At 66.0% G+C, this 16,178-nt stretch carries 10 protein-coding genes; 4 read left to right on the top strand and 6 right to left on the bottom strand.

Features of this window, described 5'->3' with window-relative positions; all coding sequences use genetic code 11:
• Positions 1 to 889 (top strand): ammonium transporter (locus B3T77_RS15560; protein ID WP_292080738.1); only part of this gene is annotated, 889 nt, incomplete at its 5' end.
• A 71-nt stretch (positions 890 to 960) separates the two neighbouring features.
• Positions 961 to 1,656 (top strand): TorF family putative porin, encoded by a 696-nt coding sequence (locus tag B3T77_RS15555; protein WP_292080736.1) that lies wholly within the window; start codon positions 961 to 963, stop codon positions 1,654 to 1,656.
• Positions 1,657 to 1,715: 59 nt separating this feature from the next.
• On the opposite strand, the gene B3T77_RS15550 is transcribed toward B3T77_RS15555, so the two are convergent.
• Genes B3T77_RS15550 through B3T77_RS15535 form a run of 4 tightly spaced genes read right to left on the bottom strand, consistent with a single transcriptional unit; the run spans position 1,716 to position 8,609 of the window.
• Positions 1,716 to 4,088 carry a glucan 1,4-alpha-glucosidase gene (locus B3T77_RS15550; protein ID WP_292080734.1) on the bottom strand — a complete coding sequence of 791 codons (2,373 nt, stop codon included), beginning with the start codon at positions 4,086 to 4,088 and terminating at the stop codon, positions 1,716 to 1,718.
• Positions 4,089 to 4,096: 8 nt separating this feature from the next.
• Positions 4,097 to 5,038 (bottom strand): alpha/beta hydrolase, encoded by a 942-nt coding sequence (locus B3T77_RS15545; RefSeq protein WP_292080732.1) that lies wholly within the window; start codon positions 5,036 to 5,038, stop codon positions 4,097 to 4,099.
• On the bottom strand, positions 5,035 to 6,546 hold the full coding sequence (locus tag B3T77_RS15540; RefSeq protein WP_292080730.1) for an MFS transporter: 1,512 nt from the start codon (positions 6,544 to 6,546) through the stop codon (positions 5,035 to 5,037). The genes B3T77_RS15545 and B3T77_RS15540 overlap by 4 nt, the downstream gene beginning before the upstream one ends.
• Positions 6,543 to 8,609: a glycoside hydrolase family 97 protein gene (locus B3T77_RS15535; protein ID WP_292080728.1), complete on the bottom strand. Its 2,067-nt coding sequence runs from the start codon at positions 8,607 to 8,609 to the stop codon at positions 6,543 to 6,545. Before B3T77_RS15535 ends, B3T77_RS15540 begins: the two co-directional genes overlap by 4 nt.
• A 103-nt stretch (positions 8,610 to 8,712) precedes the next feature.
• Here B3T77_RS15535 and B3T77_RS15530 point away from each other — a divergent pair, with 103 nt between their 5' ends.
• A complete protein-coding gene (locus B3T77_RS15530) occupies positions 8,713 to 9,726 on the top strand; it encodes a LacI family DNA-binding transcriptional regulator (protein ID WP_292080727.1) in 1,014 nt (337 codons plus the stop codon).
• A gap of 5 nt (positions 9,727 to 9,731) precedes the next feature.
• Here B3T77_RS15530 and B3T77_RS15525 read toward each other — a convergent pair whose 3' ends face one another.
• The gene (locus B3T77_RS15525; RefSeq protein WP_292080725.1) at positions 9,732 to 11,375 is read right to left on the bottom strand and encodes an alpha-amylase family glycosyl hydrolase; all 1,644 of its coding nucleotides are present in this window, start codon (positions 11,373 to 11,375) and stop codon (positions 9,732 to 9,734) included.
• Entirely contained in the window at positions 11,372 to 13,186 is a 1,815-nt protein-coding gene (locus B3T77_RS15520; protein WP_292080721.1) for an alpha-amylase family glycosyl hydrolase, read from the bottom strand. Before B3T77_RS15520 ends, B3T77_RS15525 begins: the two co-directional genes overlap by 4 nt.
• Before the next feature lie 289 nt (positions 13,187 to 13,475).
• Here B3T77_RS15520 and B3T77_RS15515 point away from each other — a divergent pair.
• Positions 13,476 to 16,178 (top strand): TonB-dependent receptor (locus tag B3T77_RS15515; protein WP_292080719.1); only part of this gene is annotated, 2,703 nt, incomplete at its 3' end.

Raw genomic sequence — 16,178 nt, 5'->3', positions numbered from 1 at the left:
GATGACCTTCGCCATCATCACACCGGCGCTGATCACCGGCGCCTTCGCCGAGCGGTTCAAATATTCTGCGCTGTTGCTGTTCACCGCCCTATGGTCGCTGCTGGTCTATGCGCCGATCTGCCACTGGGTCTGGGGCGGCGGTTTCCTCGGTTCGGCGGGCGTGCTGGACTTCGCAGGCGGCGCCGTCGTTCACGTCAACTCGGGCGTCGCGGGCCTAGTCTGCGCTATCTTCCTGGGTCGCCGTAAGGGTTACGGTACAGAGGTCATCACCGCTCACAACCCTGTGCTGACCATGATCGGCGCCTCGCTGCTGCTGGTCGGCTGGATCGGCTTCAACGCCGGCTCGGCGGGCGCCGCCAACGATCTGATGGGCGTGGCGCTGCTGAACACCATCCTGGCCGCCGCCGCCGCCGCCCTGACCTGGAAGGTCGTCGAATATATCGAGAAGAAGAAGGTTTCGCTGATCGGCATGCTGTCGGGCGTCGTCGCCGGTCTGGTCGCCATCACCCCGGCGGCCGGCTTCGTCGATCCCAAGGGCGCGGTCATCATCGGCCTGATCGCCGGTCCGGCCTGCTACGCCTCGTCGGTGTGGATCAAGAAGCTGCTGCGCTACGACGACAGCCTGGACGCCTTCGGCATCCACGGCGCGGGCGGCCTGATCGGCGCCCTGCTGACCGGCGTGTTCGCCACGACCGCGATCAACAGCCTGTCGGAAGGCGCCAACGTCGGCGCCCAGGCCCTGGGCCTGCTGTGGACCATCGTCTACAGCGCCGTCGGCACCCTGGTCATCCTGTTCATCTGCAAGTTCACCACGGGCCTGCGCGTGAGCGAAGCGGAAGAAGCCGCCGGTCTGGACACCTCGCTGCATGGCGAGGCGCTGGAACACTGATGGAGACCGGGCGCGGCTCCCAAACCCGCGCCCGGCCTCGACCTCGAATAACGACAACAAGGGGATAGACTATGAAAAAGACCATCATCCGCGCGGCCGCCGCCGCAACGCTCGCCGCAGGACTGATCGGCCTCGCCGCGCCGGCCTCGGCCCAGAGCACCGTCGATGTTGCCTGGAACGTCGGCGCCGTCAGCGACTATGTCTTCCGCGGCTTCAGCCAGACCAGTGAAGATCCCGCCATTCAGGGCGGCGTCGATCTGACCTCGGGCGGCTTCTACGCCGGGGCCTGGGCCTCCAACGTCGACTTCGGCGACGACACCGATGCGGAAGTCGACCTTTACGGCGGCTATCGCACAGAGGCGGGCGGTTTCGCGCTCGACTTCGGCGCGATCGGCTATCTGTATGTCGGGGAACCGGACGGCGCGGACTATAACTACGCCGAGTTCAAGGCTGCGGCCTCGCGCGCGGTCGGTCCCGCCACCTTTGGCGCGGCCGTCTATTACTCGCCCGATTTCTTCGGTGCGGACAAGGAGGCCACCTATGCCGAGGTCAACGGCGCCTTCTCGCCTGCGCCCAAGTGGACGGTGTCGGGCGCGCTCGGCAAGCAATGGCTCGACGTCAGCGACGACTATACCACTTGGAACGTCGGTGTTGGCTATGCCCTGACCGACAAGGTGGGCGTCGATGTCCGCTATCACGACTCGGACGTGGACGGCGTGCCCGGCGCCGAAGACCGCATCGTCGGGGCGGTGAAGCTCACTTTCTGAGCCGCGTCAGCCCGAAATGAGTACGGCCCCGGAGAGCGATCTCCGGGGCCGTTTTCGTATCAGCGAGCGTAGCGGTCGTGGACGGGGTCGTAGCTGTCCCAGACCTTGCCGTCGGCCAGCGACCGCAGCAGCTTCAAATATTCCGCGTGGGTCCAGGCAAGGGGGGTCGCCGAGTCCGTATTCTGACCCACGGCGTAATCCTTGGCCGTCGGGTTTCCGACGCCGTCCCACACCTGTTCGGCCAGCATCAGTCCGCCGTTGGCGAACCGCTCCATGCCGCGCACATAGGTCTGGCGGATGGCGGCGATGTCGGCGGCCGACGGGGCGCCGTTCACGCTGACGCGGGCCAGCTCATAGTGACCGCGCTCGCCCGTGAAGAAGGGCCAAACCCGACCGCGCTGGCCAGGGCTCATCTCCCCGCCGACGCCGTAGTTGGCGCCCGTCAGATGGTCCTCGCCATAGCCGTCGACGCCATAACGGCGCCAGCCCGGCGTCTTGTCGCCCTCGGGACCGAAGTCGTAGCGGACGCGATACAGCGGTTCCAAGGACTGATCGTCATAGACGGGCAGGGTTGCCAGGATGTGCGGATCGTCGGCCTTGCGCACCCCATAGCGCACCAGTTCTAGGAAGCCGCCGTCCACGACCCGGTCTTCCGCCGGCGCGATCTGGCCATTGGCAGCGCCGATCGGGGCCTTGTCGTTCGGGTTCTCGTTCTGAGTGATGCGGATGAAGTAGCGACCGTCGCCGAAGTCGCCGTTGGTGGTGAACATCCGGTCTTCGATCTTGGACGCATAGCTGTCGGCCGCGATCTGGTAGCGCGTCGCGCCGGCGGCGTCGCCTGAGGCGCGCGCCATTTCGGCGGCGACCGTCAGGCCCGCGACCACGGCGGCGGTGCTGGAAGGCGAATAGCCTTGCTGCTCCTCCCAGCGTTCCTGCTGGGTGAAGGGCGGCTTGATCTCCGCGTCGTTCCACATCAGCCCGATCTTGCCGCCATCGACCAGGAAGTCGGCCGCCGGCTTCAGCATGGACCGATAGTGTTCGGTTATCTGGGCGTCGGACAGCCAGCCCATCTTCCACAGACGATAGCCCAGCATGATCGGCATGGCGGTCTGGTCGAGCTGAACCGCAACCCATTCCAGTTCGCCGTCCACGTGCGTCTTCTGCAGGAACCAGCCGCCGGCGCCGGTGTTGCCGGGCGTGTTCGGGCCGACCTGGACCTGGGGCAGATAGTTGAAGGCCGCCAGCGGCGTCTCCTTGTCGCCCAGCGCCGCCAGAGCCATCGCCACCTGATAGAAGTCGCGCGGCCAGACGGCCTTGTAGCCGGTCGAGGATTTCGACGCGTCCACCGTGTCGCCCCACGGATTGGAAAGGCTGGCGATCAGGGCGCCCGCATGGGTGCGATCCTCCTGCACCTTCAACATCAGGGCCGAGGCGTAGGCCAGTTTGCCGCCGTCGGTCGCCTGTTCGGCGATGCGCGGCAGTTCGGTCAGCGAGGCGACATAATCCTCCCAACCCACGCGCTCGCCCTCGCCGTTGAAGCGGGCCAGCACCTCGTCCAGACCGGTCGAGAACGAACCGTCCGCAGCGGCGCGCGCCTCAGCTTCGCTGGCGCCGAAGCCGATGACGAAGTCGCGCGTGATCCGGCGGCTTTGGCGCAGGCGCGGCAGAGCCCCGGTCATCATCGTATTGCCGGCCTGATCGCCGGTGGAGGCGTAGGTCCAGTCCAGCTTGCCGTCCTTCAGATCCGTCAGACCATCCGAGGCGCCGACGAAGCCGACGCTGGCCTTGTCGAAGGCCTCGCTGGGCTTCAGGAACAGGTGGGTGTCGCCCTCCCACGCATGGAAACCGTCGCGCGTCACCGCGCCCCGATCGTCGACGCCGGTATTCGCGATGTGCGGCTCCAGCATCAGATAGGGCGTCACATCGCCTTTCAGCGCCGTGATGGTGACGCGCAACACTAGGGCGTTGCGGTCGGGATCGCTGAAGATCTGCTTTTCGATCTCAAGGCGGCCGTTCTTGTCCTGCGTCGTGACGCGATAAGCCGGCGAGAGCGGACGTCCCTGGGCGTCGACGTGCAAATATTCGGTGCGGCTGGTGGTGTCGTCGCCTTCGACGACCAGGCCGTCCTGGGTCACGCCGGCGAAGCGCAGGGCCTTGATCTGGGCCTCATGAATCAGGCCGTACATGGTCTCGGTCAGGACGCCGTCGGCGATGGAATACCAGACCTTGGACACCGCGCCGGTCGGGCCGCCGTCGCGATACTGGCCATCAACATAGGCCTCGTAGGATGCGCCGGCGCCGGTTTTGGCCGCGCTGGACCAGACGGGCGGGGCGCCAGGCGCGCCGGGGGCGACGCCCGATTGAGCGCTTGCGACGGAAGCGAGGGCCAGGCCGGCGGCGCCGGCGAGGCAGAAGGTACGGAAGTGACGCATTGTGGTCCTCACGGGTTGCGCGTGGGGGCGGGGAAAAGAAGGAAGGTCAGAGGCACGTCCAGGCGCTGGTTCCAGGACGCTTCATTGTGCTGGGCGCCGGGGAAAACCAGGCTGCGGAAGTCACCGGGGCCATAGCCTCGACGGCGGAAGCTCTGATCTACCTGGGTCTGGAAGACGGCGTAGAACTGATCCAGCGTCTCGTCGCCCCGGTCGAAATAGAAGCGGTGGTCGCCCGGCTCGGGCAGGCCGCGTTCGATCACGCCGGTCCAGGCGGCGACCAGGCGTTCGCGCCAGGCGTCCAGCGCCGCGCCGGGCTCGAGCCCTTCGACCTTTAGCGGCCAATGGGTGGACAGACAGGCGGCGGCGGAAAAGACCTGCGGCTGTTTCATCACCGCATACATGGAGATCAGGCCGCCCATGCTGGAGCCGGCGATCATCGTGGCCTGCGGCCCGGTCAGGGTGCGGTAGGCGCTATCGATGAAGGGCTTCAACTCCTCGACCAGGAACCGCAGATAGGCGTCGGACAAGGACGGACCGCCGTAGATGGCCTGGACCTCGTCGCGCATGTCGGCGGGCAGGGCGGCGATCAGGTCGGCGGGGACATATTCCCTCAGCCGCAAGTCCGTGTTCCATATGCCCACCACGATCGGCGCCCGACCCTGACCGCTCGCGATCAGCCGCGTCAGATGCTCGTCGACGCCCCATTCGCCGAAGTTGGCCGTGGCCGGATCGAACAGGTTCTGGCCGTCGTGCATGTAGAGGACGGGATAGGTTTCGTCGGATGCCTCATATCCGGGCGGCAGCCAGACCGTGACGTTGCGCGCCTTCACATGGGCCGACGCGACCGCCTCATGCAGCACCAACCGCCCGCTCGCGAGGGCGCCCTCAGCACGCGCCGCGCTGGAGAAGGGCAGGGCGGCTATGAGGGCCAGAAGACCCCGACGGTTCATCCGCGATGCTCCTTGACCATCAGCGCGCTGGCGGCGGCCAGGACGAAGGAGATGGCGCCCAGCACCAGAGCCCAGATCGCCTGACCATCGAACAGGGTCTTCAGGATCAGGCCCAGAACCGTGGCGGCCAGCAGTTGGGGCACGACGATGAAGATGTTGAAGACGCCCATATAGACGCCCATTTTTCGGTCCGGCACCGCCGCCGACAGGATGGCGTAGGGCATGGAGACGATCGACGCCCAGGCGAAACCGACGCCGATCATCGGCAGCCACAAGAGGCCCGGCTCGCGGATCGCGAAGACGCCAAACAGGCCGGCGGCGCCAAGCATCAGCATCAGCGCATGGGTCGCCTTGCGTCCGATCCGTTTGGCGATGACCGGCAGGGTGAAGGCCGCCAGGGCCGCCACGCCGTTATAGACCCCGAACAAAACCCCCACCCAGTCGGCACCCGTGGCGTAGGCGGCGGAGGTGGTGTCGGTCGCGCCGTAATGGACGCGGGTCACGGCCGCGGTAGTGTAGATCCACATGGCGAATAGGGCGAACCAGCTGAAGAACTGAACAACGGCCAGGCCGCGCATCGTCTCGGGCATGCGGAAGATGTCGTTCAGGATTTCGGTCGCAGCGTTGGTGATGCGGCGTCGCTGCATCATGCCCACGGCGATCTGGAGCAGGCCGAACCCGGCGAAGAAGCCGGCCAGGATCAGCAGCTCCTTTTCCAGATCGAGCGCGCCGATCAGCACGAAACCCAGCCCGCCGAGAACGGCGCAGACCAGGCCCGAGGTCATCCAGCCCTGGACGCTGCGGGACGGCGCTTCGGCCTCGACGGGCGCGGTCGGCGCGTCGTCTCGGGCGCGTTCGAAGGCCGCGATCTGTTCGGGGCTGTATTCCTTGGTCGACAGCACCGTCCACAGCACGGCCGAGAACAGGCCGGCGGCGCCGACGTAGAAGGCGATCTTGACCGACAGGGGCACCACGCCCGCCTCGGCGGTTGAGGCGATATCGAAGACGTTGGACAACAGCCACGGCAGGACCGAGGCGAAGACCGCGCCGGCGCCGATGAAGAAGCTCTGCATCGCATAGCCGGCGGTGCGCTGGTCCTCCGGCAGGTTATCGCCGACGAAGGCGCGGAACGGCTCCATGGTGATATTGATCGAGGCGTCCATGATCCACAGCATGGCCGCGGCGAACCACAAGCTGGGGCTGTTGGGCATGGCGATCAGCGCCAGGGTGGTGGCGATGGCCCCAACCAGGAAATAGGGGCGCCGCCGGCCGAACCGGGTCCAGGTCTTGTCGCTGAAATGGCCGATGATCGGTTGGACCAGCAGACCGGTCAGCGGCGCGGCGATCCACAGGATCGCCAGGCTGTCGACCTCGGCGCCCAGCGTCTGGAAAATCCGGCTGGTGTTGGCGTTCTGCAGGCCGAAGCCGATCTGGATGCCGAAGAAGCCGACGCACATGTTCCAGATCGCCAGGCCGGACAGGCGCGGGCGGTGCGAGAGCAGGGTCATCCGCGTCGCGCCCGACCGACCGGCACGAACCGGATCGCCTGACCGCCGCCGGGGGCCAGCGCCAGGGTCAGGGTATCAGACGACGTCACCTCGCGCTGCTCGATGACGATGTCCTCGCGCTTGCCGCGATAGTCGGCGTCCGGCCCGTCGCGATAGATTTCGGCCCGATATCGACGGCCGGCGTCCAGGAAGTCGAGTGGGGCCTTCAGCACGCGCGGATGCTCGTCGGTGACGGCGCCCAGGGCCCAGACATCCGTGCCGCGCTGCTTGCGAACCGTGACGACATAGTCGCCCATGGCGGCGTCCAGCGTGCGGCTCTCGCTCCAGTCGACCGGCACATCCTTGATGAACTGGAACGGGCCAGGATTGGCCTCGTAGTTGACCAGCAGATCCGCCGCCATCTGGATCGGGCTGTAGATCACGACATAAAGCGCCAGTTGTTTGGCCCAGGTCGTCTGCACGCCGCCGGGGCTGCGCGTCTCCATGCCGAAGATGCCGGGCGTATAGTCCATCGGCCCGGCCAGCAGGCGGGTGAACACCAGGTTCGGCTCATGCTCGGGCGGATTGCCGGGATTGCCCCAGGCCGAATATTCCATCCCGCGCTGTCCCTCGCGGCTGATGATGTTCGGATAGGTGCGGCGAAGGCCGGTGTCCTTGAACGGCTCGTGAGCGTTTACGGCGACCTTGTGGCGATAGCCGGCCTCGACGACGCGCATGTGGTGCTGGGCCATCGCCTGGCTCTCGTGCCAGGCCATCACCATCTGTCCGTCCGGCCCGGCGACGCGGGCGCCTTGCGCGTCGGCGACGTAACCGGTCTTCACCGAATGGACGCCGAGGCGTTCATACAGGGCCATGGCCGGCTCTAGCTGCTGCTCATAGTGGAAGGCGTTGCCGCCGGTCTCGTGGTGGCCGATGAGCTGCACGCCCTTGGACCGCGCGTGGGCGCAGACCGCTTCGATGTCGAAGTCGGGATAGGCTTCGGTGAAGCTGAAGTCCGCGCCGTTGGCGAACCACTGGCCGTCCCAGCCCTTGTTCCACCCCTCGACCAACACCCCGCCCAGGCCGTGCTTGGCGGCGAAGTCGATGTGTTTGATCGCATTCTCGGTCGTGGCGCCGTGCTTGGGCCCGGAGTTCCAGGTCTTCAGGTCCAGGTGCATCTCCCACCAGACGCCGACGTATTTCATCGGCTTGAACCAGCTGACGTCGCCCAGCTTGTTGGGCTCGTTCAGGTTCAGGATCAGGCTGGAATCCAGCAGGCCCGCGGCGCTGTCGGAGATTTGCAGGGTCCGCCAGGGCGTGTTGAACGGCGCCTCGCGCACTACCGCCGCATTGGTGAGGCCCGGCGTCAGCTGAGCGCGGAACTTCGTTTCCTCCGACCGACGCAGGTTCATCCCTGCGTAGTCGATGCAGGCGGCCTCGTGGATGGAGACGTGCAGGCCCGACTGGCCTCGAACCGTCATCGGCGTCTGGGCGCTGCCGACCGCATCGATGGGCGTGCGGCTGTAGAGATATTCCTCGCGGTTCCATTCCCACGCCGGGCACCACAGGGCCTCGCCGTTTTCGGCCAGGTTGAACTCGGTGATTTCCGAACCGATGCGGACGGTGGTCAGGCCGGCCTGCTGCGGGAACTCATAGCGGAAGCCCAGACCGTCGTCGTACAGGCGGAAGACCACGTCCACGCGGCGTCGCAGGCCGCCGGTCTCGGCATAGGCGACGCGCCATTCGTTGTAGTGGTTGCGAATGAACTGGCGCTCGCCCCACGGCTGCTCCCAAGTGTCGTCGACCGTGACCGGCTGGCCTGCAGTCAGGGTCAGGCCGCGCTCGATGGCCGGCGCGTCGGTCAGGAGGAAACCCAACTTGGACGGGGCCACCACGACCCGGCCCTGACGCAGCACCGAATATATCGGCCGTCCGTCGTTGTCGGTGAAAGCCTCGACCGTCAGCACGCCGCCGGGCGACGACGCGCGGGCATGGTTCGGCGCGGTCTGGGCGCGCGCGCCCGTCGCCCCCAGAGCCAGGATCGACACGCCGCCAAGGGCTAGGAAGGATCTGCGCTGCATCATGGGAACTCCGTTACGCCGCCTCTTGCCAACCGCCGCGAACGGTGGCTGCAATATTTGCAGAAAATTTTGCAGCTTCACCATGCTGCTGTGAGGACCCGCGACCTTGAGCTGCAAGACAACCCGTCTGGAAGACATCGCTCGCCTGGCCGGCGTGTCCATCGCCACCGCCTCGCGCGCCCTGAACGACAGCCCCGCCGTCAACGATCGCACCAAACAGACGATCTGGAAGCTGGCCAAGGAACACGACTATCCGTTCCGCCGCCACATGCCTGCCGGCCCGATCGGCGCCCAGGGCACGATCGCCCTGGTGGTGCCGCGTCCGCAGGGGCGCGAAGGGCGCCTCAGCGACCCCTTCTTCCTGGAGCTTTTGGCCGGGGTTGGCGAGGCGGCGCGCGAACGCGGCTGCGACCTCCTGATGAGCCATATCTCGCCCGCCAACTATGACGAGCTGTCGGCCGCGCTGAACACCAGCCGGGCGGACGGCGTGATCTTCCTGGGCCAATCCAGCCTGCACTCGGCCTTCAACCGGCTGGTCGACGCCGATCATCGTTTCGTCGTCTGGGGCGCCGAACTGCCCGACCAGGACTATTGCTCCATCGGCTCGGACAACATCTCGGGCGGGCGCCGCGCGACGTTGCATCTGGCGCGGCTGGGGCGAAAGCGCATCGTCTTCCTGGGCGATCTGGATCCGCCCGAGGCCATGCAGCGGCATCGCGGCTATCTGGACGCCTTGAGCCAGAGCGCGTTGGACGTGGACGCCGACCTGATCGTGCCTGCGCATTTCGAGGTCGAATCCGCAGAGGCCGCCGTGGACGCCCTGATCCGACGTGGGCTGGATTTCGATGGCGTCGTGGCTGCGTCTGACCAGATCGCCCTGGGCGCCGTGCGTGCCCTGTTGCACGCCGGCGTCGAGGTGCCGGGCCAGGTCTCGGTCATCGGTTTCGACAATGTGCCGTTCAGCCGCTACTCGCGCCCGGCGCTCAGCACCATCGCCCAGGACACCATGAAGGCCGGCCGGTTGATGGTGTCCAAACTGCTGGATCACGGCGGCGCCGCAGCAGGCCGTTCCGAGCGCGTTCCGACCGAGTTGATCGTTCGCGAGACCTGCGGCGGCTGACCCCGTCATCCGGCGTCGGCGAAGATCAGGCCGGCCAGCGGCCTCAGCGTCGATCCGTCCGCCTCGGTCCAGTTGACCGCCGCGATCCGGCGCGCGCCGGCGGGCGTTGACCAGTCCACGGCCTCAAAGCCCAGGTTGAACACGCACAGCAGACGCTCGCCGCCCTCGGCCCGTTCGAACCGGCGGAAGACCACCAGGTCGCCCGTGCTCTCGATCTCCAGCCCTCCGGTCCGCAGCGCCGGATGGGCCTGACGCAGGGCGATGATGCGGCGCGCGGCGTGCAGGATCGAGGTCGGGTCCGCCTCCTGCGCATCCACGGCCAGCGACAGATGGCGCGGATCGACCGGCAGCCAGGGCTCGACCGTCGAGAAGCCGGCGTTGGGCGCCGAGGCCACCCAGGGGATCGGCGTGCGGGCGCCGTCGCGGCCCAGAGTCTCAGGCCAGTTGGCGATGGCCTCGGGATCGACCAGCCGCTCGAACGGCACCTCGGCCTGAGGCAGGCCCAACTCTTCGCCCTGATAGACGAAGACATTGCCGCGCAGGCACATCAGCAACAGCAGGGCCATTTCCGAGAAGGCCTTCTTGTCCCGGCCCTTGGCCCAACGCGACACTGCGCGCGGCGCATCGTGGTTGGAGAAGGTCCAGGACGGCCAGCCCTCGCCCTGCTGATCCGGCCACATCCCATCGCCCACGCCGATCAGTTCGCTCTTCAGCGTATCAGCATACAGATAGAGGAAGCCGTAGGCCGAGTGCAGACGGTCGTTCCCGGCGGTGAATTCCTTCATCTCGCGATCGGCGTGATCGCCGCCGACCTCCGCCACCGTGAACCGGCCTTCATAGCTGTCGGTCAGGGCGCGGATGCGGTTCAAGAAGCCGATGATGTCCGGGTGGGACTGGTTATAGATCTTGTCCTGGAAATCGAACGGCCGCGTGCGCTTCTTGCCGTCCTGGATCGGCGGATTGTCGCGCAGGGACGGATCGTGGATAGCGAAGTTGATCGCATCCAGGCGGAAGCCGTCCACTCCCCGGTCCAGCCAGAACCGCGCCGCTGCGATCAGGGCGTCCTGAACCGCCGGGTTCCTGACGTTCAGCTGAGGCTGCGAGGCCAGGAAGTTGTGCATGTAGTACTGGCCGCGCCGAGCGTCCCAGGTCCAGGCCGGGCCGCCGAACACCGACTGCCAGTTCGACGGCGGCGAGCCGTCCGGCTTGGCGTCTGCCCAGACATACCAGTCGGCGTGGTCACCGTTGCGGCTGGCGCGGCTGTCGGTGAACCAGGGATGTTCGTCGGAGGTGTGCGAAAACACCTGATCGATGACGACCTTCAGCCCCAGGGCACGGGCGCGCGCGATCAGGGCGTCGAAGTCGGCCAAAGTGCCGAAGATCGGATCGACGTCGCAGTAGTCCGACACGTCATAGCCGAAGTCCTTCATCGGCGACGTGAAGAAGGGCGACAGCCAGATGCCGTCGACGCCTAGAGAGGCGACGTGGTCGAGGTGCTGGGTGATCCCCTTCAGATCGCCGACGCCGTCGTCGTTGGAGTCGGCGAAGCTGCGCGGATAGATCTGATACAGCACCGCGCCGCGCCACCAGTCGTGCGCCAATGCGGGGGCGGCGTCAGCCGTGGAAAGATCGAGGGGCAGGGCAGTCACGGCACGCTCTTGCAGACGAGGTAATCGAGGGGGGGCACGCGAACGGCGACGCTGGCGGGCGCGGAGGATTCGGGTGCGCAATCGCCGCGCAGAGCTTGCCACCGCAGCGAGCCGGGCTCCACCTCGACTTGAGCGGCGACGGGCGCAGTGGAGGTGTTGAACAGGGCCAGGATCTCCGATCCGTCCTCGCCGATGCGAGACAAAGCGAACAGGCCGGGCTTGTCGCCATAGGCGCGCACGACCTGACGACCGCGTCGCAGGGCCGGCTCTTCGGCGCGGATGCGGGTCATCTCTGCGATCGCCTGATACAGCGGAGCGTCGGTGGAATAGGCCGGCTGGCGACCGCCGACGGGCGTCTCGTTCGCATAGACCGGCGTGCGGCTGGGCCACATGTCCTGGCGCGAGTTTCCGTATCCGCCCGCGCCGGCGAAGCCCTGTTCATCCCCGTAATACAGTGTCGGCACGCCCCGGCTGAACATCATCAGAGCATGGGCCAGTTTGATGCGCGCCAGCACCTCGGCGTCGTCAGCGTTCGGATTGGCCTGTTTCACGAAGAAGCCGACCCGGCCCATGTCATGGTTGCCCAGGAAGGTCGGCAGGATGGCGGCGGCTTCAGCGCCCTTGTCATAGATCGTGTCGGCGTCGAACAGCTTGGCCAGGGCGTCGGTTCCGACCTTGCCAGACGCCACATCGGTCGCCTGTTTCTGGAACGGAAAGTCCAGCACTGCCGGATAGCCGTCGACCCGCGTGAACCGCGCCGTCACCGCCGGATCGGGATCATAGACCTCGCCGAAGATGTGGAAGTTCGGGATGCCCTTGGCCTCGGCGCGGGCGATCATGGCGGGGATGAAGGCCTGCCAGAACCCCGGGTTCACATGGCGGGCGGTATCGATGCGGAAGCCGTCGATCCCATATTTGTCGATCCAGCCGCCGAAGATGTCGATCATGCCCTGGATGACGACCGGGGCCTCGGTCAGCAGATCGTCCAGCCCGGCGAAGTCGCCATCCAGGCTGCTTTCGCCGGTGAAGGTGCTCTCGCCCCGGTTATGATAGTGGATCGGGTCGTTCAGCCAGGCCGGAACCTTGGCGTTCTCCTCGCCCGCCGGGACATAGGGCGTGTAGGCGTAGTCGGGCCGCGTCAGGCGCGAGAAGTCGCGACCGTCGAAGCCCTCATTGATCGGTGCACCGTCGACGCCGCCGCGACGGGTGTAGGGATAGTCGGCGCGACTGCGATAGGCGCAGCGGCCTCCCGGGCATTCGCGATACTGGATGACGTCGGCGGTGTGGTTGGCGACGATGTCCAGATAGACCTTCATCCCGCGCGCATGGGCCGCCTCGACCAGGGCGCGCATCGCAGCCTCGTCGCCGAAGTGCGGATCGACGGCGGTGAAGTCGGTGATCCAGTAGCCGTGGTGCGCCGCGCCGGTGTAGTCGCCATGGCTCTGCACGGGCTTGTTCTTGAACACGGGCGCCAGCCAGACCGCCGTCGCACCGAGGCCCTGGATATAGTCCAGCTGTTGGGTCACGCCCGCCAGGTCGCCGCCATGATAAAAATCGGTATCGGCCGGATCGAACCCGCTCTTCAGCCGGTCAGCGGCATAACCGCCGTGGTCATTCGTGGCATCGCCATTGGCGAAGCGATCCGGCAGCAGGAAGTAGATCACCTCGTCCTGTGGCAGGCGTTGACGCAGAGCGGACAGGGCGTCTTCGGCCTGGCGCGTTTCCGCCGCAGCCGGCGTTGCAAAGCCGCTCAGCAGGGCCGCCGCCATCGCCGCGTGCAGTCCGGCCCTTCTGGGGGTTACCCTCGCCATGACGCTCACTCCCTTGCGTCTGGAAAGTGCAAAGCCTTCCAGATCGATTTGCAAGATTTTGCAGCAATGGGCCGGGCTGTCAACGCGTCGCTGAAATGCTGCGATGCGCCATGGGAATAGCGCGAAACCGCACATTTCGGTGTCCTGTTGGGCTATGTACCGGCGCGAAGTGCGACGGAAATCAGACGCCCGCATTAACTGCTTGCAACATTCCAAAAGATTTGCATATTTTTGCGACGGCTTCAGATCGCGACGTTCAGAATCGCGGTCAGCCCCAGGGAGGATGACCATGTTCCAACGTCTCAACCGGCGCGCGCGCCTGCTATCCGGCGTCGCCTTCGGCGCAGCCGCCCTGATGGCGGTCGGCTCGGCCCACGCACAAACTGCAGCCGCCACGACGGCGCAGGCCGACGACCAAGCCACCGAAGTCGGTGAAATCGTCGTCACCGGCATCCGCCGTTCGATCGAAGCCGCGATCTCGGCCAAGGCCAACAACACCTCGATCGTCGAAGTCATCTCGGCCGAAGACATCGGCAAGCTGCCGGACGTTTCGATCGCCGAATCCCTGGCGCGCCTTCCCGGCGTGACGATGCAGCGCCTCGACGGCCGCAGCCAGGCGATCTCCATCCGTGGTTTGGGCCCTGATTTCACCACCGCCCTGCTGAACGGCCGCGAACTGGTCACCACCGGCGACAACCGCGGCGTTGAGTTCGACCAGTTCCCCGCCGAACTGCTGAACAGCGTCGTCGTCTACAAAACCCCGGACGCGGCTCTGATTGGTCAAGGTCTGGGCGGCACCGTCGACCTGCGCACCGTTCGCCCGCTGGCCTACGGCCGCCAAGCCATCGCCATGAACTACCGCCACGAGTGGAACGAGATCGGCGCCCTGAACTCGGGCACGACCGACAACGGCGACCGCTACACCATCTCCTACATCGACCAGTTCCTGGATGGCACGCTGGGCGTGGCCCTGGGCTATGCCCACATGAGCTCGCCCTATCAGTCCGAGCGCTTCAACGCCTGGGGCTATCCCAACTACACGGACGGCAATCTGCTGACTGGCGGCGTGAAGCCCTATGTGATGTCGTCGGAGCTGGAGCGCGACGGCTATATGGGCGTGTTGGAATGGCGCCCGAACGATCGCATCCACTCCACGATCGACGCCTTCTATTCCGAGTTCAAGAACACCCAGGTCCTTCGCGGCATCGAATTCCCGCTGGCGTGGGGTGGTTCCTCGGGTGACTGCACCGTGAACGTCCCGTCGGCGGTCTGCCGTCCCGGCCCCGCGCTGCGCCCTGGCTACACGGTCCAGGACGGCCTGATCGTCGCCGGCACCTGGGACAACATCAAGGGCGTGGTCCGCAACGACCTGAATAAGCGCGACAGCAACATCACTGCGTTGGGCTGGAACACCGAGTTCACGCTCAGCGACGACTGGTCGGCGAACCTGGACCTCAGCTATTCGAAGGTCGAGCGTAACGACATCATCCTGGAAACCAATGCTGGCACCGGCCGCAACATCAACGGCGCGCTGGACACTCTGGGCTTTGAACTGACCGACGATGGCGTGACCCGCTTCACCAGCCGTCTGAACTACGCCGATCCGAACCTGATCCGCATCACCAGCCCGCAAGGCTGGGGCGGCGACGTCATTCCTGGCGGTCAGGCCGGTTATATGAACACGCCGTCCATCGAGGACGAGATCAAGGCCGCTCGCTTCTCTGTGACGCGTGAACTGCACCAGAGCCCGTTTAAGTCGATCGACTTCGGCGCCAACTACACCGAGCGTCAAAAGAGCTTCGTCAACGACCAGTTCTATCTCGGCGTCCCCGGCGGCGGCGATCTGACCGTGCCTTCAGCCTTCCTGCTGGACCCGACCGACCTTGGCTATCTCGGCATCAGCGCCGTGCTGAGCTACGACGCTCTCGGCCTGGTCAATAGCGGCGCATTGAACCGCGTCCGCAACCCGAACGCCGACGTCACGGCCGGCAACTGGGAAGTGACGGAAAAGGTCTCGACCGCCTACGTCCGCGCCAACATCGATCACAACCTGTTCAGCCGGGCCCTGACCGGCAACGTCGGCATGCAGTTCGTCTATACCGACCAAAGCTCCAGCGGCTTCTCGGCGCGGCAGGTCGGACCGGGCGTCTCCGAGACCATCGCGGTGACGGGCGGCGACGAATATCTGGAGATTTTGCCTAGCGCGAACTTCATCCTGGAAACCGGCGAGGACATGTTCGCGCGTCTGGCAGTTTCGCGCACCTTGGCCCGTCCGCGCATGGACGATATGCGCGCCTCGCGAAACTACAGCTATAACCCCAGCTTGGCCCAATCGACCGACATCAACCGTTCCCCCTGGGGCGGCGGCGGCGGCAACCCGGAACTGCGGCCGTACATCGCGGACGTGATCGACGTGTCGTTCGAGAAGTATTTCGCCAACCGCAAGGGCTACATCTCGCTGGCGGCTTTCTACAAGAACCTGGAAAGCTACGTCTTTAATCGCAATCAGATCTTCGACTTCACCGGCTATCCGATCGGCGTGATTTCGCCAACGAACCCCGAGCCAGCCTTGCGCCAAGGCCTGGTCGGCGCGCCTGACAATGGCGAAGGCGGCTGGATCAAGGGCCTTGAGCTTTCAATCTCGGCGCCGTTCGACATCTTCCATCCGGCCCTGGAAGGTTTCGGCGCCCAGTTCAGCGCCTCGACCACGGACAGCGAAGTCCAGCCGGATCCGACCCAGGCCCCGACCGCTCTGCCGGGTCTGTCGGAAAACGTGATCAACGGCTCGCTCTACTATGAGCGCTATGGCTTCCAGTCGCGGATTTCGGCCCGTTATCGCTCGGATTACCTGGGCGAGGTCGCCGGCTTCGGCAACGGCCGCACCCTGCGTTCGGTCGCAGCGGAAAGCATCATCGACGCCCAGATCGGCTACGAGTTCCAGTCGGGTCCGGCCGAGGGTCTGTCGATCCTGGCCCAGGTCAACAACCTGACC

The organism is Brevundimonas sp. UBA7838, from assembly GCF_002500885.1.
Lineage (GTDB): Bacteria > Pseudomonadota > Alphaproteobacteria > Caulobacterales > Caulobacteraceae > Brevundimonas > Brevundimonas vesicularis_C.
The sequence above is the reverse complement of the archived record's forward strand: the minus strand, read 5'-3'. Positions and strand labels throughout refer to the sequence as shown.

Bases quoted from the DNA above. Each gene is read 5' to 3' on its own strand.
- B3T77_RS15555 (WP_292080736.1), top strand. From the start codon at position 961: ATGAAAAAGACCATCATCCGCGCGGCCGCCGCCGCAACGCTCGCCGCA.
- B3T77_RS15550 (WP_292080734.1), bottom strand. From the start codon at position 4,088: ATGCGTCACTTCCGTACCTTCTGCCTCGCCGGCGCCGCCGGCCTGGCC.
- B3T77_RS15545 (WP_292080732.1), bottom strand. From the start codon at position 5,038: ATGAACCGTCGGGGTCTTCTGGCCCTCATAGCCGCCCTGCCCTTCTCC.
- B3T77_RS15540 (WP_292080730.1), bottom strand. From the start codon at position 6,546: ATGACCCTGCTCTCGCACCGCCCGCGCCTGTCCGGCCTGGCGATCTGG.
- B3T77_RS15535 (WP_292080728.1), bottom strand. From the start codon at position 8,609: ATGATGCAGCGCAGATCCTTCCTAGCCCTTGGCGGCGTGTCGATCCTG.
- B3T77_RS15520 (WP_292080721.1), bottom strand. From the start codon at position 13,186: ATGGCGAGGGTAACCCCCAGAAGGGCCGGACTGCACGCGGCGATGGCG.